Source organism: Peptoniphilus phoceensis, from assembly GCF_001517665.2.
In the GTDB taxonomy this organism is placed as follows: Bacteria; Bacillota; Clostridia; order Tissierellales; family Peptoniphilaceae; genus Peptoniphilus_A; species Peptoniphilus_A timonensis.
Genome location: NZ_LN999806.1, coordinates 96,840 through 120,494, shown reverse-complemented (window position 1 = coordinate 120,494; position 23,655 = coordinate 96,840). Strand labels below are relative to the sequence as shown.

Below are 23,655 nucleotides of genomic sequence, written 5' to 3'. Positions count from 1 at the left end.
ATTTTAAAAATTTTTTAAAAAAGTGTTTACAAAATAGTTTTGTGTGGTATAATATTAATACCAAATAAGATTAACGTATTAAAGTAAAGAAATTGATTAACTTATTTGGTGAGAAAAATGACAATTCCATCCAAGTAAAAGTAAAAGCGTATTTGATTTTTATTAAATTTGTTAGCCTTTTTATTAAAATTTAATGAGGCTTTTATATAAATCGAATGAGAAAAAGTAATTAGTTGATGGTAAATAGTGTAAATTGTAAGAATTAATGAGATTTACTCTTAGTTTTTATATAAATGGCAAAGAGTCCTAGAGTTGGGAGCTCTTACAAAAGCTTAATTTATATATGACTTTAGTAAATAAAGATTATAGGTGATAGATGTGATTGAACCAAAAAGTTTAAGTTGGATGGAATTGGAAATTTAAAAAGGATGTCTTTTTCTTGTATAAATATAAAGACATTCTTTTTTTATGCATATTTTTAATTTTAAATTTTTATAATTTAGATTAATATGCCTTTTTGATATTAAAATTTCAAAGAGTTTATAAAATTTATTATACAAAAAATCTCCACCATAAAAAGTGGAGATCTTTAAATTATAAGATTATTTATCTGCTAAGATTTTTGCAGCCATTTCTTTTCCAAAGTCAATTAATTGTTTTAATTCTTCGTCAGTTGCTGCACCTTGAATTTCAAGTTGAGTGTCAAGAACATCGTACTTGCCATCTTCCATGTATTTTTTTAGAGTTCTTAAAGCTCCACCAGACCATGAGAAAGTACCGAAAATTCCCCAATAATTATTTTTCATTCTTTGGTGAGAAACTTCTGTCAAAAGATAATTCATTGGAGGGAATAGGTTGTTGTCGTAAGAACATGATCCCAAGATAACTCCCTTGTATCTCCAAATATCTGATAGAAGATAAGAATTAGATGTCTTTGTAATATCTCTTACTTTTACATCTTTAAGTCCACCTTCGGCAAGTCCTCTGGCAACAGCTTCTGCCATTGTTTCAGTGTTTCCATACATTGAACCATAAATAACTACACAGCCATCAATTGTTTCTTGTTTTGCAAGTGATGTGTAGATGTCGATAATTTTTTGAGGATTTTCTCTCCAAATAGGTCCGTGGTCTGGACAAATTAATTCAACATCAAGATTTTCTAATTTTTTTAGAGCCTTTAATGCTTGGCTTGCATATTTTCCAACTATGTTGATGAAATATCTAGTTGTTTCTTCTAGATATTGTGAATTGTATTCGATTTGGTCATCGAAGATTCCACCATCAAGTGTTCCAAAACCGCCAAAAATATCTTGTGAGAATAAAGTCTTAGTTTTTTCTTCATAGGCAACCATAGATTCTGGCCAGTGAACCATTGGAGTTGTGTAGAAAGTAATTTTTCTATCTCCAAGTTCTACGGTTTCCCCGTCCTTAACTTCTATGATGTTGTCAGTAACTTCGTAGAAGTTCTTTAGCATTGCCACAGCCTTTTTGTTTGTAACAAGCTTTGCATCTGGATAGATGTCCAAAATTGATATAATTGAAGATGTGTGGTCTGGTTCCATGTGATTGATTACTATGTAATCAATTTTTTCATTTTCCCCAATAATTTCATTTATCTTTTGAATGTAATCGTCAATTGTGTTAACTCTTACTAAATCAAAAAGTATATTTTTTTCACCTTTAAGCACGTAAGAGTTGTAAGCAACTCCCTTTGGTAGTGGCCACATTCCTTCAAATAATTCTGTTTTTCTATCATTTGTACCTATGAAATAAATATCATTTTTAATAGGCACTGACAATAAATTTTCCATATATCCTCCTTATATTTATATTAAATATTTTTAAAAATTTATTTCTAATTTGAATAAGCTAAAATTTTAAATCAAAAAATTCACTATAAGTAATTTAATACCCCATAATCCCAATAAAAATCAGAACTTTAGAATAATTTTGATTTTAGTAAAATTCTAAAAAGTCGTGTCTTTCTCCCTTTTCCTTGTAGCCTAAAATTTGTTCCATATTTACATTTTCTGTTGCACGCAAGAGATTTATATCCACGTTTTTATTTTCTTTTTTTAGTTCTTCAATAAGTTCTTTTATAAAAAATCTCTTGTTGCCAGATTTCTTTTGGGTAACAGTGCAGGCACAATCAAGAGCAGATAGACCAGTTGATTTCATAAACCTTATTATTGCTTCTTCCTTTACAAGATACATTGGTCTAATGAGTTCAAGTCCTTCAAAGTTTTTTGACTTTAACTTTGGCATCATTGTTTTAAAATCGCCAGCGTAAATAATGTTAAGTAGAACAGTTTCTATTACATCATCAAAGTGATGGCCAAGAGCAAGTTTGTTACAACCAAGTTCTTGTGCTCTGTTGTATAAATTACCTCGACGCATCCTTGCACACATGTAACAAGTTGATCCACCTTCTGACATTTTTTCAGCCACAGAAAAGACATCGGAATCGTGAACCTTAACAGGTATGCCCAGTTTTTCACAGTTGTATTCAAGTCTTTTTCTGTTTTCAGGAAGATAACCAGGATCCATTGCTATAAATTCAAGGTCAAAGGGCACCTTATTGTGTCTTTTTAATTCTTGCATTAATTTTGCAAGAGTAAGAGAATCCTTGCCACCTGATATAGCAACAGCAACCTTGTCGCCTGGGCTAATCATTTCATATTTATTAACCCCTTGGACAAATTTTTTATAAATATCTCTTCTGTAAGTTTTTATGAGGGACCTCTCTATGTCCACAACACTTTTTATTGTTTCCAAAAATATTTCACCTTCATCAATCTATTTTCATTATATCACAGTTATTTACTAATTTTTAAATAAATAAAGCCTAAAAAAATCTAAAATCTTTTATTAAAATCAAGACTCCTATAAAGTTTTGCTTAAAAATTATAACACAAGTAGAATTTTATAAAAATAATTTTGGGAATATATAGGATAAGAAAGACTTAAATTATAAAAAATATCTCCTTTGTGATATAATTTATGTAATTTAACTATAAGAAGCGTGAGCTAAAAAAAGAAAAGGAAGTATAAAATGGTAAATTATAATGTAAAGAAAAACCTCACTTTGCTTGTTGATTTTTATGAACTTACAATGGCAAATGGATTTTTTAAAGAAGAAATGAGAGATAAAATTGTCATCTTCGACATGTTCTTCAGAGAAGTACCTGACAATGGAGAATACACAATAGTTGCAGGACTTGAACAATTAATCGAGTACATGGGAAATCTTCATTTTTCTGATGAAGACATAGAATTTTTAAGAAGTAAGAATATTTTTGACGAAGAATTTTTAGCTTACCTAAAAGATTTTAAATTTGTATGTGATGTTTGGGCAATGCCAGAAGGAACACTTGCTTTCCCAGGCGAACCACTTTTAACAGTGAGAGGTCCAGCTATCCAAGCTCAAATGCTTGAAACTATGGTTCTCTTAACTTTAAATCACCAATCTATGATTGCAACTAAGGCATCAAGAATTGTTAGACAAGCTAAGGGAAGACCAGTAGTAGAATTTGGATCAAGAAGAGCACAAGGTTACTCTGCTGCAAATCTTGGAGCAAGGGCAGCTTATATTGGAGGTTGTGCAGGTACAGCCAACACTTTATCAGATAAAATGTTTGGAGTTCCTGCTCTTGGCACAATGGCACACTCTTGGGTTCAAATGTTTGACACAGAATTAGAAGCCTTTAGAGCCTTTGCTAGAGTTTATCCAGACAACTGCCTTCTTCTTGTTGACACTTACGACACTTTAAAAGAGGGGATCCCAAATGCAATAAAAGTCTTTGACGAAGAAGTTGTTCCGCGTGGATTTAGACCTAAGGGAATAAGAATTGACTCTGGGGATATAACTTATATTTCCAACAAGGCTAGAAAAATGTTAGATGATGCAGGTTATCCTGATGCACAAATTATGGCATCAAATTCTCTTGACGAATACACAATAAGGACAATCCTTCACCAAGGGGCAAAACTTGATTCCTTTGGAGTTGGCGAAAGACTTATAACATCAAAGTCATCTCCAGTTTTTGGTGGAGTTTATAAACTTGTTGCCACAGTAAATGATGATGGAAAAATTATTCCAAAGATTAAAATTTCTGAAAATGTGGCAAAAATAACTACACCAGGTTTTAAAGAACTTTATAGATTTTATGAAAATGAAACTGGAAAAGCCATGGCAGATGTAATCGCCCTAAGGGATGAAGAAATTCCTGAGGACAATTATGAAATTTTCCATCCAGTTTACACTTGGAAGAGGAAAACTTTAAGCGACTACACAGCCAAAAAGGTTCTTGTACAAATTTATGACAAGGGTGAACTTGTTTATGACCTGCCAAGTCTTGAAGAGATAAAGGAAAGAGCAGAAAGAGAACTTGACACTCTTTGGGAAGAAACAAAAAGACTTGACAATCCAAATGAATACATCGTTGACTTGTCAGAAAAACTTTGGAAATTAAAGGATGAACTTTTGAAGAAGCACGGTAAAAACTAATAGGATGAAAAAAGAAAGGGAAGTTATATGCAGTATTACGGAAATGTTTTTAGACCGCCAAGTGAGGCAAGGTCACTAATAGTTCAGGCTACAGTGGGTTGTTCACACAACAACTGTACTTTTTGCTACATGTACAAGGAAGATGATTTTAGGATAAGACCCCTTGAAGATATAAAAAAGGATTTAATCGAAATGTCCTCCTATGGAGATTATTTTGAGAGAATCTTCTTGGCAGATGGAGATGCCCTTGTTTTAAAGACAGAGGACTTAGTCGAAATCCTAAGGACAATAAAAAAATATTATCCCAATGTAAAGAGGGTTTCTTCCTATGCAACAGCTCAGGATATAAATAGAAAGTCCCTAGAAGAATTAAAAACTTTAAGAGAAGAAGGACTCGAAATGCTCTACATTGGTTTTGAAACAGGAGATGAAGATCTCTTAAAGGAAATTCAAAAGGGTATAACTTATGACGAATATGTCACTGCCATGAAAAAGGCAAAGGAAGCAGGATTTAAAACTTCTGTCACAATAATTGCAGGTCTTGGTGGAGTAGAGGGAATGGAAAAAAATGCAGTTGGAACTGCAAAACTAGTTTCCGAAACAAAACCTGACTTTTTGGGGTACCTCACAATGAGAATTTACAAAAATACTCCGCTTTATGAAGATTATGTGACTGGTAAATTTAAGATGCCAGATGCAGGAGAGATCCTAGAAGAGATGAAAATATTTTTGGAAAATGTGGACTCAGAAGGAACTGTCTTTAGGTCAAATCACGCTTCCAATTATGTACTCCTCGCTGGCAATTTAAATGAAGATAGAGAAGATCTAATAAAGGCCATAGAAAAAACTTTAAAGAAAAAGTCTTTTAGACCTGACGTATTGAGAGGATTTTAAAATTGAAAAATAAAAATTTTGAAAATAAGGATGAAAAAAGGCAAAAAAATGATAATTTTTCTAGAGATATTAACTCTGGTGTCATTTCTTTTACAGAAGAAAATGAAGAAAAATCTCTTGCCCTAAATCCTGTTAGATATCTCATCCCCCTTGATAGTTCTTCTTCCAAGAAAAAAGAAAAACTTGACATAGACTACATTTTTAAGGACAAGGATGAAGCTAACAATAAGAATTTCGAAATTATTATTGAAGTAAATCCAAAAGATTTTGAAGAAAATAAAAATAAGAGGAAAAGGGGCGACAATCTCCCTCTTCCTCGCATAAATTATATAAATGCAGAAGACAAAAATAAATCTAATAAAATAGGACCTGGATCCTTATTTTATGATTACTTAGAGATTTACTTAAATAGGACAAAAAATATAGAAAGACAATTTTTTGAAGACTACTTTGACTTGTAGTTTCAAATTGAGGTGAAAAATGGAAGAAGAAAGAGAAATAAAAGAAAAAAATAAATTGACATCAAAATTATCTTTTAAAACTGATGTCTACAAGAAAATATTTTTGTTGGGACTTGCCCTTTTATTTGTGGCATACTTATTTAGAAATAGTGGAATTATATTTTCTGGCTTAGGCGTATTCATAGGAATTTGTGCTCCCTTTATCTTAGGTGGAGTAATTGCTTTTATAATGAAAATACCCCTAAACTTTTTGGAAAGAAAAGTTTTTGACAAAATTAAAAATGAAAAATTTCAAAAACACAAGAGGTCAATATCAATTGCCCTTTCCTTTATTGTATTAATACTTCTTATATTTTTAATTAGTGCAATAATAGTGCCACAACTTATAAATTCCTTTAACGAACTTAGAAAGTCCCTTCCAAGTTTCTTGCAAATGGCAATAGATAAGACAAGACAAATCCCTTATCTAAATAACTATTCAGACAAATTGCAAGCTGAATATGACAACTTGTCTTGGAATGAAATTTTTAACAAGGCAAAGAGTTTTGTAAAATCAGACGAAAAGTCATCATATATACTTAACTCTGCACTTTCAACTGCATCAAGTATTGTTGGTGGACTTGTTTCTTTCTTCCTTGCCCTTATAACATCTATCTATGTATTGGCAGAAAAAGAAAGACTTGGCTATCAAGCAACAAGAATTTGTTACTCATGCTTTGACAACAAAGTTGCAAACAAAATAATTCATGTTTTCCACCTTCTTCACGAAAACTTTTTTGGTTTCATAAGGGGACAACTTACAGTAGCAACTTTTATTGGAATTGCAACTTTTATATGTAGTTTAATATTGAGGATGCCAAATGCGGCGACTCTTGGAGTAATAATTGGAGTTACAGATCTTGTGCCAATAATTGGTCCCTTCCTTGGAGGAGCCATGGCCTTTGTCATGATTGTAATAGAAGATCCAACAAAGGGTCTTGCCTTTATTATCCTAATTGTAATCTTACAACAAATTGAATCAAATCTTGTTTATCCAAAACTTGTGGGAAAAGAAGTTGGACTTCCATCCCTTTGGACTCTTGTAGCTATAACTATTGGTGGATCTCTATTTGGAGTAGTTGGCATGTGGGCATTTATACCACTAGCATCAACTATTTATGCCTTGATAAAAGAATACACAGAGTACAAAATTGATGAAAAGAACTTAGATCTTAGGATGAAAAAAATTTAAAATAAAAAATAAAACTGCTTGGAGAAATAAACCCAAGCAGTTTTTTGATTTAAAAATCTTATTTACTTTTCTTTTTTGTTGTCTTTTTTGATTTTTTGTCTTCCTTTTTATCTTCTTTTTTATCTTCGTCCTCTTCTTCTTTTTTATTTTCTTCTGCTTCCATAATGCTACCTTCGCAGAATAAGTAAGTTCTCATTTGTTCGTCCCAGCCTTCTTGGTTGCGACGTAACCATTCAAGTGTCATCATTGCGTGTTCAATTTCTTCTTCAGCATTGTGCCACATGATTTCCTTTAATTCCTTGTCGTCAGTAACAGCAACTCTTTGGTAGTACCAGTCCACTGCTTCTATTTCTTCTTTTAGTGAGTTAATCGCCCTAATAATTTCTCTAGACTTTTTTGTCATTTCACTAGCCGGTTCATGATAATCGTTAGCCATAATAACCTCCTTAACAAATAATAACATCTTACAAATAAATTATAGCACTAACAAAATAAAGTATGAAGTCAAAAATTTTTGAAAGTATGACTTTTGGGGTATAATAGATTTAGTTAGTTGATGAAAAGGAGAGATTATTAATGATTGAATTTAAAAATGTCAGCAAAATCTACCCCGGTAATCAGGTTGCAGCGGAAAATATAAATTTAAAATTTAAAGACGGCGAATTTATATGCTTTATTGGAGCCAGTGGATCGGGAAAGACTACTTGCATGAGAATGATAAATAGGATGAACGATATAACTAGTGGAGAAATTCTCATAAACGGCGTCAGCATAAAGGACATGGACCCAGTTGATCTTAGAAGACAAATTGGTTATGTAATCCAACAAATTGGACTCCTTCCACATATGACAGTTTACGATAACATAGTTCTTGTCCCAAGACTTTTGAAGTGGGACGAAGAAAAATTAAGACCTATTGCAGAAAACCTAATCGAAAAGGTGGACTTGCCACTATCTTACTTAGATAAATACCCATCAGAATTATCTGGTGGACAACAACAGAGAATTGGAGTTATAAGAGCTCTTGCAGCAGACCAAGACATAATTTTAATGGACGAACCCTTTGGTGCCCTTGACCCAATAACAAGAGATGCCCTACAAAAACTTGTAAAAAGACTTCAAAAAGAAATGGGAAAGACTATTGTCTTTGTTTCCCACGATATGGACGAAGCCCTATCACTTGCAGATAGAATTGTAATTATGAAAAAGGGTCACGTTGAACAATTTGACACTCCAGAAAATATACTTAAAAATCCAAAATCAAAGTATGTAGAAGATATGCTTGGTCAAGAAAAATTAAACGAAGCAAAAACATCTTATAGGACTGTTGAAACAATAATGTTAAAAAATCCAGTTTCTCTTCCAAAGGAAAGGTCAACTTACGATGCCCTTGCCCTTATGAGAAAGAAAAGAGTAGATACAATTTTCGTTACAGACGATGAGGGACATCTACTTGGATCAGTTGGCATGTTTGACATAGGAAAGTTCGGTAAAAATATAAAATCTCTTGAAGAAGTAATGGATAAGGTCTATGCCATAGATAAAGACACAGTTATTATGAATGCCATTCGCGACATTTATAATCTCGACATAAAAAATCTTCCTGTTGTAGATGATGAAAATAAACTTGTTGGACTAGTGACAAGGGCATCAGTTGTAGATACAATTTATACAAATCTTTGGGAAAATGAAGAAGAGGAAGAAGAGGAAGAAATTTTTGAAGAGGACAACTTGTCTGAACTTATGAAGGATGCATCAGGTGAGTCACCTAAGAAAATAGGTGATGAAAATGATTGATTTTTTAATAAATAACAGCGGAGAAATCCTGACAAAATCTATGGAGCATCTTTTTATTGCAGCAATTTCCCTTGCTTTTGGGATCCTTGTGGCAGTTCCACTGGGAATACTTTTAAATAAATCAAAGCAAGCAGCAAAAATTGTCATGGCAATAGCTTCAGTGCTACAAACAGTTCCTTCCTTTGCCCTTTTGGCTCTTATGATTCCACTTTTTGGAGTTGGGAAAAGGCCAGCTATAGTTTCACTTTTTATCTACTCTCTTCTTCCAATTTTGAGAAACACTTATCTTGGAATAGATGGAGTAAATGAAAATCTAATTGACGCAGCAAAAGGAATGGGAATGACTCCTTCTCAAGTTTTATTTAAAGTTCAAATTCCTATGGCAATGCCAGTTATCATGGGTGGAATTAGACTTTCAGCAGTTTATGTCCTTGCTTGGACAACTCTTGCTGCCTATGTAGGAGCAGGTGGACTTGGAGATTTTATCTTTAATGGACTTACAAATGCAATTATGCCAATGGTAGTTTGGGGAACAATCCCAGTAACACTTATGGCAATAATTGTGGACCTATTATTTGGAATCCTAGAGGATAAACTATCTCCAGACAAAAAAAGTGAGGTGGCATGATGAAAAAATTAAAAAAATATCTTTTGATTTTTATAATTTTGCCAATCTTTTTAACATCTTGTACCCTACCAGGAATTGGTGGCAACACAAAAACTTCTGTAGTAGTGGCAACTGGATCCAACACAGAAAGACAAATTTTAGGTGAAGTTGTAAAACAAATGATAGAACACGACACAGAGCTTGATGTTTCACTAATAACCAACCTATCATCATCTGTTTTAAATCACATAGCCATGTTAAAGGGTGATGTAAATGTTGTTGGTGCCATGTATACAGGAACAGCACTAAGTGGTGAACTTGGCATGGATCCAATAAAAGATCCAAAAGAAGCAGAAAAAGTTGTAATGGAAGAATATTACAAGAGATGGGAAAGATATTGGTACCCATCCTTTGGATTTGACAACACTTATGCTTTCATGGTTACTAAAAAGTTTGCAGAAGAAAATAATCTTAAAACAGTTTCTGACCTAGAAAAAATAAAAGACAAGACAAAAGTAGGAGTTGACACTGCTTGGATTAAAAGAGAAGGCGACGGATACAAGGCCTTTCAAGAAATTTATGGATTTTCCTTTGACACAGTCTATCCCATGGACATAGGACTTGTTTATACAGCCCTTGCCAGTGGAGAAATGGACGTAGTCCTTGGATATTCCACTGATGGGAAAATTTCATCTTATGACTTAGTTGTCTTAGAAGATGATAAAAGACTTTTCCCACCTTATGATTGTTCGCCAGTAGCATCAAAGGCAATAGTCGAAAAATATCCAGAAGTTGAAGAATCAATTATGAAACTTGTGGGACAAATCTCATCAGAAACTATGCAAGAATTAAATAGACAAGCAGATGAAGATTTGATTATGCCTTCAGTAGTGGCAGAAAACTTCTTAAAAGAAAATAATTATTTTGAAGATGTAAAAGTCGATAAAAATAAAATTAAAGAATACAAAGAATTAGCGGAAGGAGGAAAAAATGTCTGATGTAATATTATATTATATGGAGAATGCATCCTATGTCTTTGAACAATTTATTAGGCATTTTCTCATATCCATTTACGGAGTTTTGTTCGCATCATTAGTGGCAATTCCCCTTGGATTTTTCGTAGCAAGAAGAAGAAAACTATCAAGACTTACAATTAGTATTGCCAATGTAATGCAGACAATCCCTTCCCTTGCCATGCTTGCCATACTTATGTTTTTAATTGGAACTGGACCAAACACAGTGGTCTTTGCAGTATTTTTGTACGCAATTCTTCCAATTTTGAAAAACACAGTTGGTGGAATAAATTCAGTTACACCAGAATTAGTTGACGCAGCAACTGGCATGGGTATGACAAAAATTCAGCTAATGACAAAAGTAGAATTTCCCCTTGCCGTTTCCATAATCATGGGTGGAATAAGAAATGCCCTAGTCCTTGCCATAGGTGTCACAGCAGTGGGAACCTTTATAGGAGCAGGAGGACTTGGAGATATAATTACAAGAGGAATCACAGTGGCAAATGGATCTCCTATAATAATTGCAGGAGCTATTCCAACAGCTTTGATGGCAGTTTTAGCAGACTTTATCTTGGGAGCAATAGAAAATAAACTTAAACCAAGAAGCTTTACAAAAGTATAAGAGCCTATAAATTTTTTGAGAAATAAAAATTTGGCTAATAAAAAAGATAACTCAGGAGAATTCTTCTGAGTTATTTTTATGCCCTCACATAAAATTTTTAGACAAACTTTACAAGTTCGCTTTAAAAATTAAAAATTAAAGCGAAAGTGTAAGGTAAAAAAATTTTATTTGTTTTTCTTAAAATTCCTTATAGAAATTATTGTGTTTACCAAGACTATATAGTGGTGGTAAAAGGAAAATAGGATTGCAGAAATTGGACCTCCCACCAACTCCATGGGACTTCTTCCTGTTATGTTCCAAGGTATGTAGAGAGGAGTCATTATTGCAGAATTTTCCAAATCCAAGGCAAGTTTATAGGGATCCTCATAATTTTCCCTTGCCATTTCATAAGTTATCATAGAAGTTAGAGTTTGGTTGGCAGAAAAAGCTGCAATTATAAGAGAAATTAAGGACATGACCACCATGTCTGGCAAAATTTCAAACATTTTATTTACATATTTTTTTATAGACATCAAAAGATCTGTGTGTTTGAAAAAACCAAAGTAGCCAGAAGAAATTCCAACTATCAAAAGCATTTTTTTCATGGAGAGAAGACCTCCACCATTTATGAGCCTTCCAATTTCAGAATCTATGTGAAAACCAAAAATTAAAGCTCTAAAAATTTCTCCTAGGCCCATATCTTGAAATATTACTGCAAAAATTATAGATAGGACAATAGAAATTATTAGATTTAACCTTATATCAACTTTTAAAATTGCAAGAAGAATAATAGAAAGAGTTGGAATAATTAATAAAAAATTAAAATTAAACATATCTGCAATTGATTTTAAGCTGTCATAATTAAGCTCTGCCTCACTTCCGAAGTTAAAAATCTGAAAACTAATTAAAGTTAAAATAAGTGGAATCACACAAGTCCTAAACATGTTTTTTAAATTTTCATAGAGGTCTGTCTTTGTCAGTGTCGCAACTAAAAGGGCAGAAGTGGACATTGGCGATGACCTATCTCCAAAATAACAACCAGATAAAATTGCACCTCCACTTATCAGTGGATTAAAATTCATTGCTGTTGAAATTGACATAGAAATTATTCCAGAAGTGGAAGCAGTTCCAAGGCTTGTCCCTGTCAAAAGTGAAATTAGGGAGTTAAATATAAAAACTCCAACATAAAAAAACTTGGGAGAAATTAGTCCTGTCCCATAATAAATTATGTAGGCGATAGTGCCAGATAGTCGCCAAATTCCAGTTATCATTCCTATTAAAATAAAGACAAAGAGAATTGTCTTGGTCTCCAAAAGACCTTGATAGACCATTTCAAATATTTCTTTTAATTTGTAGTCTTTGATAAAAGCATAAAATATTAAGAGCATTAAATTTGCAAAGAGGGCAAGGACAATTGATATATCAAAAATAATTGCAAGAAATAAATTTACCATGAATAATAGTAAGATAAAATATTCTAACACTCTAATCCCCCCCAAAATTATTATAGCTTAATTTTATCTTTATAACTTATATTGTATAATTAATGAGCTAAAGCTTACAAGAGAATTTAAGGATTTTTTAATATATTTTTAAGGATTTATACAAGTCTTTTCTATTGTAATTTGTGAGAAATTTACTATATAATGATGCTTGGAGGTAGATATGAAAAATTTTTACATAAGTACGAAAAACTTAATTTTAAAAAATAAAAGAAATAAAATAATTGCAGGACTTATCTTAGCACTGCTCCTTTTCTTGATATTAAAGCCAATTTTTGCGAAAATATCTGGAAAAGATGCTGAGGGGATTTCCAAAAATCAAGTTGTAAGCCTAACTAAGGGCGATTTGACAAACTCAGTGAGTGAAAAGGGAAAAGTCGTGCCATCAAATTCTGTGGAAGTTTTTTCTGAAAAGACTTTGCCAGTTACAGAAGTAAATGTAAAAGTGGGCGACAAAGTTAAGAAAGGCGATGTCATAGCAAAACTTGATTCATCAAGTCTTGAGCAACAGCTAAAGGCTAGAAAGGCACAAAAGGAAGCCACAGACAAAAATGTCTCTGCACAAATATCTGCTGCCAAAAAGAGATTATCTGAAGCAGTAAGTGGAAAAAACTCTGGCAAAAACCCCGCAATAGTTGCTGCTGAAACAAGTTTGACTCAAGCAATGGACCAATATCTTGCAGCACAAAAATCCTACGATGATTTTAAGAGAAGTATTGACGAAAGATACAATCAAGGCATTGTTGCAGAGAGAAACACAAGGGAAAACCTAGCTTATCAAGAAGAAGCGACAGACTTAAAATACAAGCAGTTACAAGAAGATATGGATTCTAATAGAAATAAAGTTGCTGAAAATAGAGCCCTTGCCATAAGTTCTTCAAGGCAAAAAAATTATCTTCAAAATCAATTGGATAATGCCAAGAGAGATTTGACTGAAATAGGCATTGAAATTAGTGAAAAACAGTCCCAAATAGCAGAAAAACAAGGGCAAATTTCAATGCCTACTGGAGGAAAAACAGCTGATAAGAATGAAAATGTTGATCCAGAAAAAATAAAAGAAGAAATAGAGAAGCTAGAAGAAGACATAAAGAATCTAAAAGAAGACATAAAAGATCTCACAAGAGAACAAACAGAAATAGAACTTGAAGTAAATAGAATTTCTGAAGACCTTGCCACTGCCAAAGCAGATGAACAAAAATACGAATCTGAAGCTGACGCCATAGAAAAAGAATTGGAAGGACAAAGAAAACAAGTTGACTCCACAAAACTCGAAGTGGATAAGGCAAAAGAAGACATCTACGCAGATGCAGATAAGGTCTTAAAGGCACAAAAATCTCGTGATGACGAATTAAAGACTCTTGCACAAAATCTTGACACTGCAAAAAATAATTATGAAAATGCCAAGAAGAACCTTGAATCCACAAAAACTCAAGTGGAAAATGAAATCTCTGGACTTCAAGACAACTTAAAGACAGCCAAGGCAAGTGCAAATAACTTAGACAGCGTGGAAATCGAAAACCTAACAGAAGAATTGGAAAAAGTTTTGATAAAAGCACCAGCAGACGGAACAATAACAGAAGTAAATGCCAAAGAAGGACAAGTTCCAACAGCTGCCCTTGCCAAAATCGAAACAGTAGAAAGCCTGAGAATAGAATCTCAAGTAAAAGAATATGACAAAAATTCTATAAGCGTGGGAACACAAGTTGAAATTACATCAGATTCCATTGTGGGAGAAGTTTACAAGGGAAAAGTAATTTCCATAGACCCAGTGCCAATGGAAGCCTCCCAAGAAAACAAAACTGGCGAAGTCCTTTACAAGACTGTCATAGAAATAGAAGAAGGTCAGGAAGAAAAATTCTCTCCAGGCATGAGCCTAAGAGTAAAATATATCATTAGCGAAGAAAAAGATACCTTCAAAGTCCCAAGTGAAGCCATCTTTGATAGAGATGGAAAATCCTATGTCCTAGCCCTAAAAGAAGCTGGCAAGGATAACTATCAAATCGAAAAAGTTGAAGTCACAAGAGGACTAGAAAATGATGCCGAAACTGCCATAAAGTCAAAGGACCTAAAAGAAGGATCAAAAGTACTATCCACATCAGCTGGTTATGGAGAAGGCAGTCAGGTAAAAATTCTTGAAAATACAGAGAATAAAGAGAAGGATAAAAATGACCAATAATCTAATAAAAATGGAGGGCATAAAAAAGTCCTTTAATATAGGAAAAGAAAATGAACTTGAAATCCTTCATGGCATAAACTTTGATGTAAATGACGGCGATTTTGTATCAGTTGTAGGTCAGTCGGGTTCTGGAAAATCAACACTTATGAACATCATTGGGCTTTTGGACAGACAAACTTCTGGATATTATGAATTAAATGGAGTGGACATATCAAAATTAAAGGACAGCGAACTTTCTGCCTACAGATCCAAAAAAATTGGCTTTGTCTTTCAAAACTTTAACCTAATCCCAAGATCCAATGCCCTAAAAAACGTGGAACTTCCCATGACTTATGCAGGAGTTTCAAAAAAAGAAAGAACAGAAAGAGCAGAAAAACTTCTTGAAATAGTTGAGATGAAAGACAGAATGGACCACTTGCCCAACGAACTATCTGGTGGACAAAAACAAAGAGTTGCCATAGCAAGATCCATGGCAAATAACCCAGACATAATCTTGGCAGACGAACCAACAGGAGCCCTTGATTCCAAAACTGGCAGAAATGTCATGGATTTATTTCACAAGCTAAACAAAGAAGAAAAGAGAACAATAATAATCATAACTCACAACATGGAATTGGCAGAAGAAGCTGGCAGAATTTACAAGATGACTGATGGACTTTTGGAGGAGATTTAATGGATTTATTAGAAACAATAAAACTCTCCCTAGAGGGACTTAGGTCAAATAAACTGAGATCCTTTTTGACTATGCTAGGCATAATAATCGGCATAGGATCAGTTATTGGGATCACGACAATAGGAGATTCTCTCACAAAATCTGTCAACAAGGCCTTTGACTCCATTGCCAACACAGCAGTCCAAATGTATGTCAAACCAAAAAATGCAGATTACGATGGTGGCGAGTTGAGTGAAAATGATTACTTTACAGAAAACATAATAAATTATCTTGAGTCACAAAAAGGCAAGAGAATAGATGAACTTATCTATCACGGAGAAGGTGGACAAGGCTATGTAAAAGAAGGAAGAAACAAGGAAACAGTTTCTATAACTGCTACATCTCCTGGAGAAAAAAATATATTTAAATTAAAAATGATTTCTGGAAGATTTTTAAAAGACGAAGACATAGCTCGTGGCAAACTCGTTGCAGTAATATCTGATAAAGTCCTAGACGAAATTTATAAAACATCGGCACCAGAGGTTTTAGGTAAAGAAGTAAAAATCGAAACAAATGGAAAACTAATTGTTGCCACAATAATTGGCATCTATGAATACGAAGAGATGCAAGTCATGGGTCAGTCCCTAAATGGATCTAGCTCAACTATCTATATTCCAAGGACAACTGGAGATAGAGAACTTTTGACAGAACCGAGAACTGTATACTACGACTTGGCAATGACACTGACAAATCCAGATACCATAGAAGAAGATGCAGAGGCAATTTGCAATGAAATAAATGAAAAATTTTATTCCAACAATCCTCGTGCAGAAGCAGCCTATTATTCAGCCAAAAGCGAAATATCACAGATGAATAATGCTATGGGCTCAATCCAAATAGCCATAGGAGCAATTGCTGCCATATCCCTTTTAGTTGGAGGAATTGGAGTAATGAATATACTTCTAGTTTCTGTAACAGAAAGAACAAAAGAAATTGGAATAAGAAAGGCACTGGGAGCGACAAGAGGAGATATCCGAAAACAATTTATAATCGAATCAGTTATAATTTGCATAATTGGTGGAATCTTTGGTATTATCCTTGGTACAATAATAGGACTTGTGGGCTCGAATCTCTTAAAGGCACAGACCTTCCCTTCAATAGGATCAATTGTAGTTGCCGTAGGTTTCTCTATGCTAATAGGAATTTTCTTTGGCTATTATCCAGCCAACAAGGCAGCAAAACTAGACCCAATAGAAGCCTTGAGATACGAATAGAATTTTGGACTTTAAAATTATATGGAGAATTGACATAAAATAAATATAATTAATACGAATTAAAAACACAATATAATAGAAGGAAAATGCATTGTTATTAAAACAGTGCATTTTTTATTGCTCTTTTAAGTAAAAATAAAATCAAAAATTGGTAAAGGATTGCAAAGTAAAAATTAAATTTATTTTAAAAATTCGATTAAAAAAACTATTGTATTTTTTAGGCTATATATATAGAAAGAATTTTAAAAATATAAAGCTTAGAAAAGAAAAGATTAAAAGACAGATTATCTTAAAAATAAAAGAATTATTAATCCAATATTACATAAATTGCAAAATAAATAAAAAAATAGAAAAAAATATTAAAAATTTTTTATAAAAAAATAAAAATATTAATTTCTAAAAAAGCATGAGAGCCTGAATTTCAAGCTATAGAAGAAAAAGAAAACATCTATAGAAAAAAGCTATAGAATAAAATTGCAAAATATTAAATTTTATAAACGTGAAAGGGGAAAACCTTATATTTACTATATTTAAGAAAGATAAAAATTATTAAATAGAAAGGAAAGTAAAACTTGGTCAAAAATAAACATAAATAAAAATTAATAATGTAGACTAAATCCGAATAGTCTGCCCGTTACTCTCCGTGAATAATTGTATTTTATAAATACAATTTTAGTTTTCAAGAGGATTTTTTAGCCAGACCCATATAAAAAAACGAATACTTTTATTAAAAAACTATTGCAAATCTCATCACAAAGGGGTATGATTATTCTGTATAGAGGGAGTAAACTTTAGCAGAAATCATTTTCAAGAAAAACCCCTCTAAATATTATAAAAGGAGAGAGAGATATGAACAAAAGACTAATCTCATTGTTAATGGCTTTTGTAATGGTTATGGGGATTTTAGTTATGCCTTTTAGCGCACTTGCTGCAGAAGGACAAGAAACTAATTCTGTTACTGTTCACAAAATGTTATTGACATCAGACAATGCTGAAAAATTCGGCAAAGATGGTAAGCAAGTAGGAATTGACGGAACAAAGTATGATGGTAACCAAATCCAAAACATGGATGCATACTTTGGTGCAGGTCAAAAACAAATCGCAGGAGTATATTTTGTTTGGCAAAAACAAGTATCTCCACTAGTTAACGCTGACGATGAAAAAGCAGACGAAAACTGGGAATATGTTAAAGAAGACGGCACAAAAGCTGCAAACATTGATGAAGCTTATGGTAAATTAACAACTGATGATGGCGTAAACTTTGACACAAGCAAACTAGAAAAAGGTAATTACAGAATCCTTGAAGTAAAAGAAAAATCTACTTACAAGGGAGAAGATGGAAAAACTTTAACTGGTATGTATGCAGTTCCAGTTTACCTAACACTTCCAATGGTAAATGAAACTGGTGTTATTGAAAACGCACACGTTTATCCAAAGAACACTGAAGACGCACCTAAAATTGACAAGAACTTTAAAGAAGATACAAAAGGTGCAACTGATACAGATATCAAACTTGACGACAACCAAAGAACTAAAGATACAGTTGATCGTAAAGTTGGCGATGTAGTTGAATACCAAGTAGAAACTAAAGTTCCTAAACAAGCTGACTACAAACTATTAAAATGGACAGATGCTATGTCTGATGGTCTTACTTACAATAAGGGAACATTAAAAGTTACTTCAGCTCAAATGACTGGAGAAAATGCACTAGCAGATGGTGATTACACTGTAGAAGAAGATTCTAGAGGATACACTGTAAAATTCACTGAAACTGGTCTTAACAAAATAGCAGCAGCAGCTAAGACTCAAGAAGTTACAATTAGATTTGAATACTCTGCAACTCTTAACGGTAAAGCAGAAGTAGAAAAACCTGAAACAAATGATGTTGCACTTGACTATGGTCACAAAGGAAGACCTGAAAGCACACCTAAAGAAGGACAACCTAATAACAAAGAAATCAAGGTTGAAAAATCTTGGGCTGACGGAGATCAAACAGTAACTGAAGCTGATAAGACAGCAGTAGTTGTTTATACTCTTTATGAAAAAGATGGAGAAACTTTAAAAGAAGTTGACTCTGTAACAAAGAGATATAATGAAAATGATGCAGCTAATTCATTTAACCATACATTTACTGGACTTGATGATAATAAAACTTATGTAGTAAAGGAAAGAGTTTCAGGATATGAACCTGAATATGTATCTTTTGAAAACGGCGTTGTTGTAATTAAGAATAACAAAGACAACGACAATCCAAAGCCACTTAACCCATCTGAACCAAAAGTTGTAACTTATGGTAAGAGATTTGTTAAGGTTGACGGACAAGACGAAAGACTTGCAGGAGCAGAATTCCTTGTTAAAGATGGAAATGGAAAATATTTAGCTTACAAAGCTGATACAGAAATCGCAAAAGACAAAGCAGCTGTAGCAGCAGCAAAAGCTACATTAGATGAAAAAGTAACTGCATACAATGCACTTACTGCTGAAGAACAAAAAGGCGAAAAAGGAACTGCAGCTATTGAACAAGTAAGAGTAGCACAAGAAGCTTATAACAAAGCATTTAGAGAAGCAGCTGGTCAATATGAATTAGTTGATAATAAAACAGATGCTAACGTTGTAAGACTTATCTCTGATGCTGATGGTAAATTTGAAATTACTGGACTAAATGCAGGAAAATGGTATTTAGAAGAAACTAAGGCACCAGAAGGATTTGCAAAACTTCAAGGCGATGTTGAATTTAATGTTGCAGCAGGAACTTACGCTGGAGAAACAACTGAATTCAAATATGAAAAAGAATTACAAGATGGCGAAACTCAACACTACGGACAAAAAGTAGTCAACAAGAAAGTTACTATTCCACAAACTGGTGGTATTGGTACAGCTATCTTTGCAGTAGCAGGTATCGCTCTTATGAGTGGAGCTGTAATTGCAATGAAGAAAAACAGAGTTGAAGAAAACTAATTAGTTTTTAACTCAAGTACAATTTGAATTATTAATTATTAAGGTAAAGAAATTGGTAAATTAATATAAGGAGGAATTATGAAAAATAAAACTAAACAAATATCTATTGCGCTATTTGCGTTTATATTCCTCCAAGTACTTTTTTTATCTAATGTATTTGCAAACAATGATACGGGAACTGTAACTATTAAGGTTCCCGTATCTAATAATATGCAAGATGTTAGTGGAAGAGTTTTTGAAGTATATAAAATAAGTAATTCTTATCCTAATGATGAGCAAAAACTTTTATCTGAATTAAATAATAGATCAGATTCTGAACTCAAAAAGGCATATTCTTATATAGTAACAAATCCTACTGTTTATGATAAGGAAAAGGATGCAGGCATTGTCAATATCACACTAAATAACGGCACTTATCTTGTTAAAGAAGTTGACAAGGGGAAATCTCCTAAAGTTGAATCTTTTTTAATTCTTATGAATTTATCAGAAAAGAAAGATTTTGTTGTTTTACCTAAGTATGAATATGAGACTCCTGACAACCCGCCAACTCCACCAGAAACTGTAGAACTTTTAAAGGTTTCTGATAAGGGAGATAGACTAAATGGTGTTGGATTTAGACTATATAGAGTTTTTGATAGGTCTTATGAAGAAGTTCCTTTAAGGGGTAATGTTTATGACCCTAAGGGAAGCAAAAACATTCTTTATACTGATTCCAATGGTAAGATTGTTGTAAAAAATCTTCCAAAGGGAAAATATGTTTTTAGAGAAGTTGAAGCTCTTGACGGATATAAGATTGTAGAGAAAGATAATTCTTTTGAAATTTATTCAAAAGAAGGAAAAAGAATAAAAGTAGTAAATGTAAAAGAAGAAAAGCCAAAATATGGCGTCAAATTTATAAAAACTGATGAGAATGGAATTTCTCTTGAAGGTGCAGAATTTAAGGTTTATGAAAGAATAGGAAACCAAGAAAAACCTGTACTTAAAAATGGAAAGTTTTATATAGTAAAATCTGGCGCAGATGGCAGATTTGTCATCACTGATCTTGATAAGGGAAGTTATGTTCTTTGGGAAACAGAAGCTCCTGAAGGATATATTAAAAGTAACAAAAAATTTCCTTTTGAAATAAATGAAGAGTCTTATGACAAAGGCACTCTTAAAATTGAAAATAAAAAGGAAGAAAAACCATCAGTACCAAATGATAATGTTGGCAATAAGCCACCTTTTAAGGGAAGGAAAGATATGCCAAAAACTGGTGATATAACTCTTATTATTTCTTCTATTGCAGGTATTATTTTAATTGCTATGGGTTCTAAGATGATCCTATCTAAAGAAGAAGATTAATTCTATTTTGACCAAGGAGTATTATGACAAAAGGTAAAAGAAAAAACAACAAATTAAAGACATGGATACTTAAATTTATATTTCTTTTAGGTTTTTTAATCATGCTATATCCTTTGGTAAGTAGATTTTATTATAGGATTGAAGCAAATGAGCAAGTCTCAGATTTCGAAGATGGTAAGAAAAACTTATCTGAAGAAGAAATTTTGAAAAGAATGGAACTTGCTTTGGCATATAATGAATCTTTAAACAATGTTGTTTCTGAAGATCCTTATGCAAAAAATAGACTCGACAGAGGTCGAGCTGAATATGCTAGAATGCTTGAAATCCATGAGAGAATAGGACACGTTGAGATTCCTAAAATCAATGAAGACCTTCCAATTTATGCAGGAACGTCAGAAGATGTTTTGCAAAAAGGTGTTGGTCACTTGGAGGGAACTTCTCTTCCTATAGGAGGGAACAGTACCCATACAGTTTTAACTGCTCATTCAGGGCTTCCTGAAGCGAGACTTTTTACAGATCTTTCTAAACTTGAAATTGGGGATAAATTTTACATTCACAATATTCAAACTACACTTTGCTACCAAGTTGATCAAATCAAGGTAGTGACACCTGATGTTATAGATGATTTATTAATAGTAGAAGGACATGATTATGCTACACTTCTTACTTGCACACCTATTATGATTAACACACATAGGTTATTGGTAAGGGGACATAGAGTTGACTATGTTAAAGAAGTAGAAGAAAAAACTATTATGGAAAATAAGAAAAATTATATCTATAAGAATTTGTTCTATGCTTCACTAGTCTTAATTTTTATCATGTTAATCTTAATTTTAAAACTTAGAAAAAGAAAGAAGAAAGTTGAAAGAGAGCTTAGAGAATTAAATTATAATTCTAAGAGCATTTCTAATGAGTCCAATAATAAAATAATAAATAATTCAGAAAGGAAAGATGAATGAAAAGATTAAATAAAAAAAATGTTTCTTTCATCATTCTTTTCCTTATTGGATTTTTAATTGCTGCTTATCCTTTAGTGAGCCAATGGTATTATAGGATTGAAGCAGGTGAAGAAGTTGAAAATTTTACAAAGGGAGTAAATTCTTTAAGTGACGAAGAAGTAAAGAGAAGAATTGATCTTGCCCACGCTTATAACAGAACTCTAGATCCTTTAAAGCTATCTGACCCTTATACTGAAAAGGAAAAAGAAGGGGTTGCAGAATATGCAAGAATGCTAGAGGTAGCTGAAATGATAGGTCACGTTGAGATTCCAAAGATTGGTGAAGATTTGCCAATATATGCTGGGACGTCAATGCAGGTTTTGGATAAGGGCGCAGGACACTTGGAAGGAACATCTCTTCCAGTTGGTGGAAAAAATACTCATGCTGTTATAACGGCACACAGAGGTCTTCCAAAGGCAACTCTTTTTAGGCACCTTGACAGATTAGAAAAGGGCGATACTTTTTTTATTCACAATATTGAAACCACTTTAGCTTATGAAGTCGACCAAATTAAGGTTATTGAACCTTCAAATTTTGATGATGTGCTTGTAGAAGAAGGAAAGGATTATGTTACTTTGCTAACTTGTACACCATACATGATTAATTCTCACAGACTAATAGTAAGAGGACACAGAGTTCCTTATACTGGTCCAGTTGATGAAGGAGAATTCACTGGGAGACTCAAGTTAAACAATTATTTAAAACTTCTAATTATTTCTATTATTATTTTATTAATTTTAATTTTTATTTATGTAAAATTAAGACTCAAGGAAAAGAATTTAAAAAGAGAGGTAAACTTCTTTGAAAAGAAAGACAATTAAGAGAAAAATTGGTTATTTGCTTGTAATTGTTGGTATAGCACTTCCTCTTTCTGGCTTTTTGCAAATTAGTTTTAATGAGTTAAGCAAGGATGCAAACTATAATAAATTTATTGAACTTCAAAAAAACAAAGAAGAAAGTACTAAGGAAGAAGAAAATAAAAAAGCAATAGATTATAACAAAAGCATAAAGGGAGAAGTTAATGCAATTGATCCTTTTGAAGCAAGAGATTATAAAACAAGTAATGATATACAAAAAAATAGCGACGAGGTTTTTGCATATATAAGCATACCTGCACTTGATATTAAAAAACCTATTTATATTGGGGCGACTGATGCCAACATGGCAAAGGGAGTAGCTACAATAGAAGGCACTGCACTTCCAATTGGGGAGAAAAATACAAGAGCTGTAATAGCTGGACACAGAGGTTATTATAGAGATCTTATGTTTTTAAATGTTGAAGAGTTAAAAGAGAATGACGAAATTTTAATTGACAGAGCCGGAAAAACTCTAAAGTATAGAGTGGTTGGTTTTGAAGTTGTAAATCCTAATGAGTGGGAAAAACTTGAACCAGTTCAAGGCAAAGAAATGATAACACTTTTAACTTGTCATCCACTTAAACCGCCAAGAAGACAAAGACTATTAGTCAATGCCGAAAGGGTTTATGAGGAAAAGAAAGAAAGTACAGTTAAAAATGTAGAACCAAAGAAAAGTGCAAGCAATAGAAAATTATTGGTCTATATAGTATCAATTGTTGGAATCTTACTTGAACTTATTGTAATAGTTAGTTTTATAAAATTTTTAGCATTTTAAAGTCTACT

At 32.8% G+C, this 23,655-nt stretch carries 20 protein-coding genes; 16 read left to right on the top strand and 4 right to left on the bottom strand.

Annotated elements, in window-relative coordinates; all coding sequences use genetic code 11:
- Positions 1-602: 602 nt before the first annotated feature.
- Positions 603-1,811: an FprA family A-type flavoprotein gene (locus tag BN3657_RS00635; RefSeq protein WP_062551357.1), complete on the bottom strand. Its 1,209-nt coding sequence runs from the start codon at positions 1,809-1,811 to the stop codon at positions 603-605.
- A 145-nt stretch (positions 1,812-1,956) separates the two neighbouring features.
- The gene (locus tag BN3657_RS00630) at positions 1,957-2,775 is read right to left on the bottom strand and encodes a tRNA lysidine(34) synthetase (protein ID WP_062551356.1); all 819 of its coding nucleotides are present in this window, start codon (positions 2,773-2,775) and stop codon (positions 1,957-1,959) included.
- Positions 2,776-3,052: 277 nt separating this feature from the next.
- On the opposite strand from BN3657_RS00630, the gene BN3657_RS00625 reads away from it, so the two are divergent.
- Genes BN3657_RS00625 through BN3657_RS00610 form a run of 4 tightly spaced genes read left to right on the top strand, consistent with a single transcriptional unit; the run spans position 3,053 to position 7,093 of the window.
- Positions 3,053-4,507: a nicotinate phosphoribosyltransferase gene (locus BN3657_RS00625; RefSeq protein WP_062551355.1), complete on the top strand. Its 1,455-nt coding sequence runs from the start codon at positions 3,053-3,055 to the stop codon at positions 4,505-4,507.
- A gap of 27 nt (positions 4,508-4,534) precedes the next feature.
- The gene (locus BN3657_RS00620; RefSeq protein ID WP_062551354.1) at positions 4,535-5,401 is read left to right on the top strand and encodes a radical SAM protein; all 867 of its coding nucleotides are present in this window, start codon (positions 4,535-4,537) and stop codon (positions 5,399-5,401) included.
- A 2-nt stretch (positions 5,402-5,403) separates the two neighbouring features.
- The gene (locus tag BN3657_RS00615; protein WP_062551353.1) at positions 5,404-5,862 is read left to right on the top strand and encodes a hypothetical protein; all 459 of its coding nucleotides are present in this window, start codon (positions 5,404-5,406) and stop codon (positions 5,860-5,862) included.
- Positions 5,863-5,881: 19 nt separating this feature from the next.
- Complete coding sequence (locus tag BN3657_RS00610) at positions 5,882-7,093, top strand: AI-2E family transporter (RefSeq protein ID WP_062551352.1); 1,212 nt, start codon at positions 5,882-5,884, stop codon at positions 7,091-7,093.
- A gap of 58 nt (positions 7,094-7,151) precedes the next feature.
- Here the strand turns inward: BN3657_RS00610 and BN3657_RS00605 are convergent, their stop codons facing one another.
- Positions 7,152-7,529, bottom strand: a complete 378-nt coding sequence (locus BN3657_RS00605) for an encapsulin-associated ferritin-like protein (RefSeq protein ID WP_062551351.1) — start codon at positions 7,527-7,529, stop codon at positions 7,152-7,154.
- A 140-nt stretch (positions 7,530-7,669) separates the two neighbouring features.
- Here BN3657_RS00605 and BN3657_RS00600 point away from each other — a divergent pair, with 140 nt between their 5' ends.
- The 4 genes from BN3657_RS00600 to BN3657_RS00585 are packed head-to-tail and all read left to right on the top strand — an operon-like array spanning position 7,670 to position 11,132.
- A complete protein-coding gene (locus tag BN3657_RS00600) occupies positions 7,670-8,890 on the top strand; it encodes an ABC transporter ATP-binding protein (RefSeq protein ID WP_019138898.1) in 1,221 nt (406 codons plus the stop codon).
- Complete coding sequence (locus tag BN3657_RS00595) at positions 8,883-9,518, top strand: ABC transporter permease (protein ID WP_019138897.1); 636 nt, start codon at positions 8,883-8,885, stop codon at positions 9,516-9,518. The genes BN3657_RS00600 and BN3657_RS00595 overlap by 8 nt, the downstream gene beginning before the upstream one ends.
- A complete protein-coding gene (locus BN3657_RS00590) occupies positions 9,518-10,495 on the top strand; it encodes an osmoprotectant ABC transporter substrate-binding protein (protein WP_062551350.1) in 978 nt (325 codons plus the stop codon). The genes BN3657_RS00595 and BN3657_RS00590 overlap by 1 nt, the downstream gene beginning before the upstream one ends.
- Positions 10,488-11,132 carry an ABC transporter permease gene (locus BN3657_RS00585; protein WP_062551349.1) on the top strand — a complete coding sequence of 215 codons (645 nt, stop codon included), beginning with the start codon at positions 10,488-10,490 and terminating at the stop codon, positions 11,130-11,132. Before BN3657_RS00590 ends, BN3657_RS00585 begins: the two co-directional genes overlap by 8 nt.
- A 164-nt stretch (positions 11,133-11,296) precedes the next feature.
- Here the strand turns inward: BN3657_RS00585 and BN3657_RS00580 are convergent, their stop codons facing one another.
- Complete coding sequence (locus BN3657_RS00580) at positions 11,297-12,595, bottom strand: Na+/H+ antiporter NhaC family protein (protein ID WP_062551348.1); 1,299 nt, start codon at positions 12,593-12,595, stop codon at positions 11,297-11,299.
- 181 nt (positions 12,596-12,776) lie between these two features.
- Here BN3657_RS00580 and BN3657_RS00575 point away from each other — a divergent pair, with 181 nt between their 5' ends.
- The 8 genes from BN3657_RS00575 (at position 12,777) to BN3657_RS00540 (ending at position 23,647) form a co-directional block, all read left to right on the top strand.
- On the top strand, positions 12,777-14,789 hold the full coding sequence (locus BN3657_RS00575; RefSeq protein ID WP_062551347.1) for an efflux RND transporter periplasmic adaptor subunit: 2,013 nt from the start codon (positions 12,777-12,779) through the stop codon (positions 14,787-14,789).
- Positions 14,779-15,462, top strand: coding sequence for an ABC transporter ATP-binding protein (locus BN3657_RS00570; protein ID WP_019138890.1), 684 nt, complete (start codon positions 14,779-14,781; stop codon positions 15,460-15,462). The genes BN3657_RS00575 and BN3657_RS00570 overlap by 11 nt, the downstream gene beginning before the upstream one ends.
- Entirely contained in the window at positions 15,462-16,715 is a 1,254-nt protein-coding gene (locus BN3657_RS00565; protein ID WP_062551346.1) for an ABC transporter permease, read from the top strand. The genes BN3657_RS00570 and BN3657_RS00565 overlap by 1 nt, the downstream gene beginning before the upstream one ends.
- A gap of 849 nt (positions 16,716-17,564) precedes the next feature.
- A complete protein-coding gene (locus BN3657_RS00560) occupies positions 17,565-19,673 on the top strand; it encodes a pilin N-terminal domain-containing protein (protein ID WP_062551345.1) in 2,109 nt (702 codons plus the stop codon).
- A 78-nt stretch (positions 19,674-19,751) separates the two neighbouring features.
- On the top strand, positions 19,752-21,014 hold the full coding sequence (locus tag BN3657_RS00555; RefSeq protein ID WP_062551344.1) for an MSCRAMM family protein: 1,263 nt from the start codon (positions 19,752-19,754) through the stop codon (positions 21,012-21,014).
- Between the two features lie 23 nt (positions 21,015-21,037).
- Positions 21,038-21,976 (top strand): class C sortase, encoded by a 939-nt coding sequence (locus BN3657_RS00550; RefSeq protein ID WP_062551343.1) that lies wholly within the window; start codon positions 21,038-21,040, stop codon positions 21,974-21,976.
- A complete protein-coding gene (locus BN3657_RS00545) occupies positions 21,973-22,836 on the top strand; it encodes a class C sortase (RefSeq protein WP_062551342.1) in 864 nt (287 codons plus the stop codon). The genes BN3657_RS00550 and BN3657_RS00545 overlap by 4 nt, the downstream gene beginning before the upstream one ends.
- The gene (locus tag BN3657_RS00540) at positions 22,817-23,647 is read left to right on the top strand and encodes a class C sortase (protein ID WP_062551341.1); all 831 of its coding nucleotides are present in this window, start codon (positions 22,817-22,819) and stop codon (positions 23,645-23,647) included. The genes BN3657_RS00545 and BN3657_RS00540 overlap by 20 nt, the downstream gene beginning before the upstream one ends.
- Positions 23,648-23,655: the final 8 nt, after the last annotated feature.

Bases quoted from the DNA above. Each gene is read 5' to 3' on its own strand.
- BN3657_RS00565 (WP_062551346.1), top strand. From the start codon at position 15,462: ATGGATTTATTAGAAACAATAAAACTCTCCCTAGAGGGACTTAGGTCA.
- BN3657_RS00560 (WP_062551345.1), top strand. From the start codon at position 17,565: ATGAACAAAAGACTAATCTCATTGTTAATGGCTTTTGTAATGGTTATG.
- BN3657_RS00545 (WP_062551342.1), top strand. From the start codon at position 21,973: ATGAAAAGATTAAATAAAAAAAATGTTTCTTTCATCATTCTTTTCCTT.
- BN3657_RS00585 (WP_062551349.1), top strand. From the start codon at position 10,488: ATGTCTGATGTAATATTATATTATATGGAGAATGCATCCTATGTCTTT.
- BN3657_RS00605 (WP_062551351.1), bottom strand. From the start codon at position 7,529: ATGGCTAACGATTATCATGAACCGGCTAGTGAAATGACAAAAAAGTCT.
- BN3657_RS00570 (WP_019138890.1), top strand. From the start codon at position 14,779: ATGACCAATAATCTAATAAAAATGGAGGGCATAAAAAAGTCCTTTAAT.
- BN3657_RS00550 (WP_062551343.1), top strand. From the start codon at position 21,038: ATGACAAAAGGTAAAAGAAAAAACAACAAATTAAAGACATGGATACTT.
- BN3657_RS00600 (WP_019138898.1), top strand. From the start codon at position 7,670: ATGATTGAATTTAAAAATGTCAGCAAAATCTACCCCGGTAATCAGGTT.
- BN3657_RS00625 (WP_062551355.1), top strand. From the start codon at position 3,053: ATGGTAAATTATAATGTAAAGAAAAACCTCACTTTGCTTGTTGATTTT.
- BN3657_RS00595 (WP_019138897.1), top strand. From the start codon at position 8,883: ATGATTGATTTTTTAATAAATAACAGCGGAGAAATCCTGACAAAATCT.
- BN3657_RS00610 (WP_062551352.1), top strand. From the start codon at position 5,882: ATGGAAGAAGAAAGAGAAATAAAAGAAAAAAATAAATTGACATCAAAA.
- BN3657_RS00620 (WP_062551354.1), top strand. From the start codon at position 4,535: ATGCAGTATTACGGAAATGTTTTTAGACCGCCAAGTGAGGCAAGGTCA.
- BN3657_RS00590 (WP_062551350.1), top strand. From the start codon at position 9,518: ATGAAAAAATTAAAAAAATATCTTTTGATTTTTATAATTTTGCCAATC.
- BN3657_RS00575 (WP_062551347.1), top strand. From the start codon at position 12,777: ATGAAAAATTTTTACATAAGTACGAAAAACTTAATTTTAAAAAATAAA.
- BN3657_RS00555 (WP_062551344.1), top strand. From the start codon at position 19,752: ATGAAAAATAAAACTAAACAAATATCTATTGCGCTATTTGCGTTTATA.
- BN3657_RS00635 (WP_062551357.1), bottom strand. From the start codon at position 1,811: ATGGAAAATTTATTGTCAGTGCCTATTAAAAATGATATTTATTTCATA.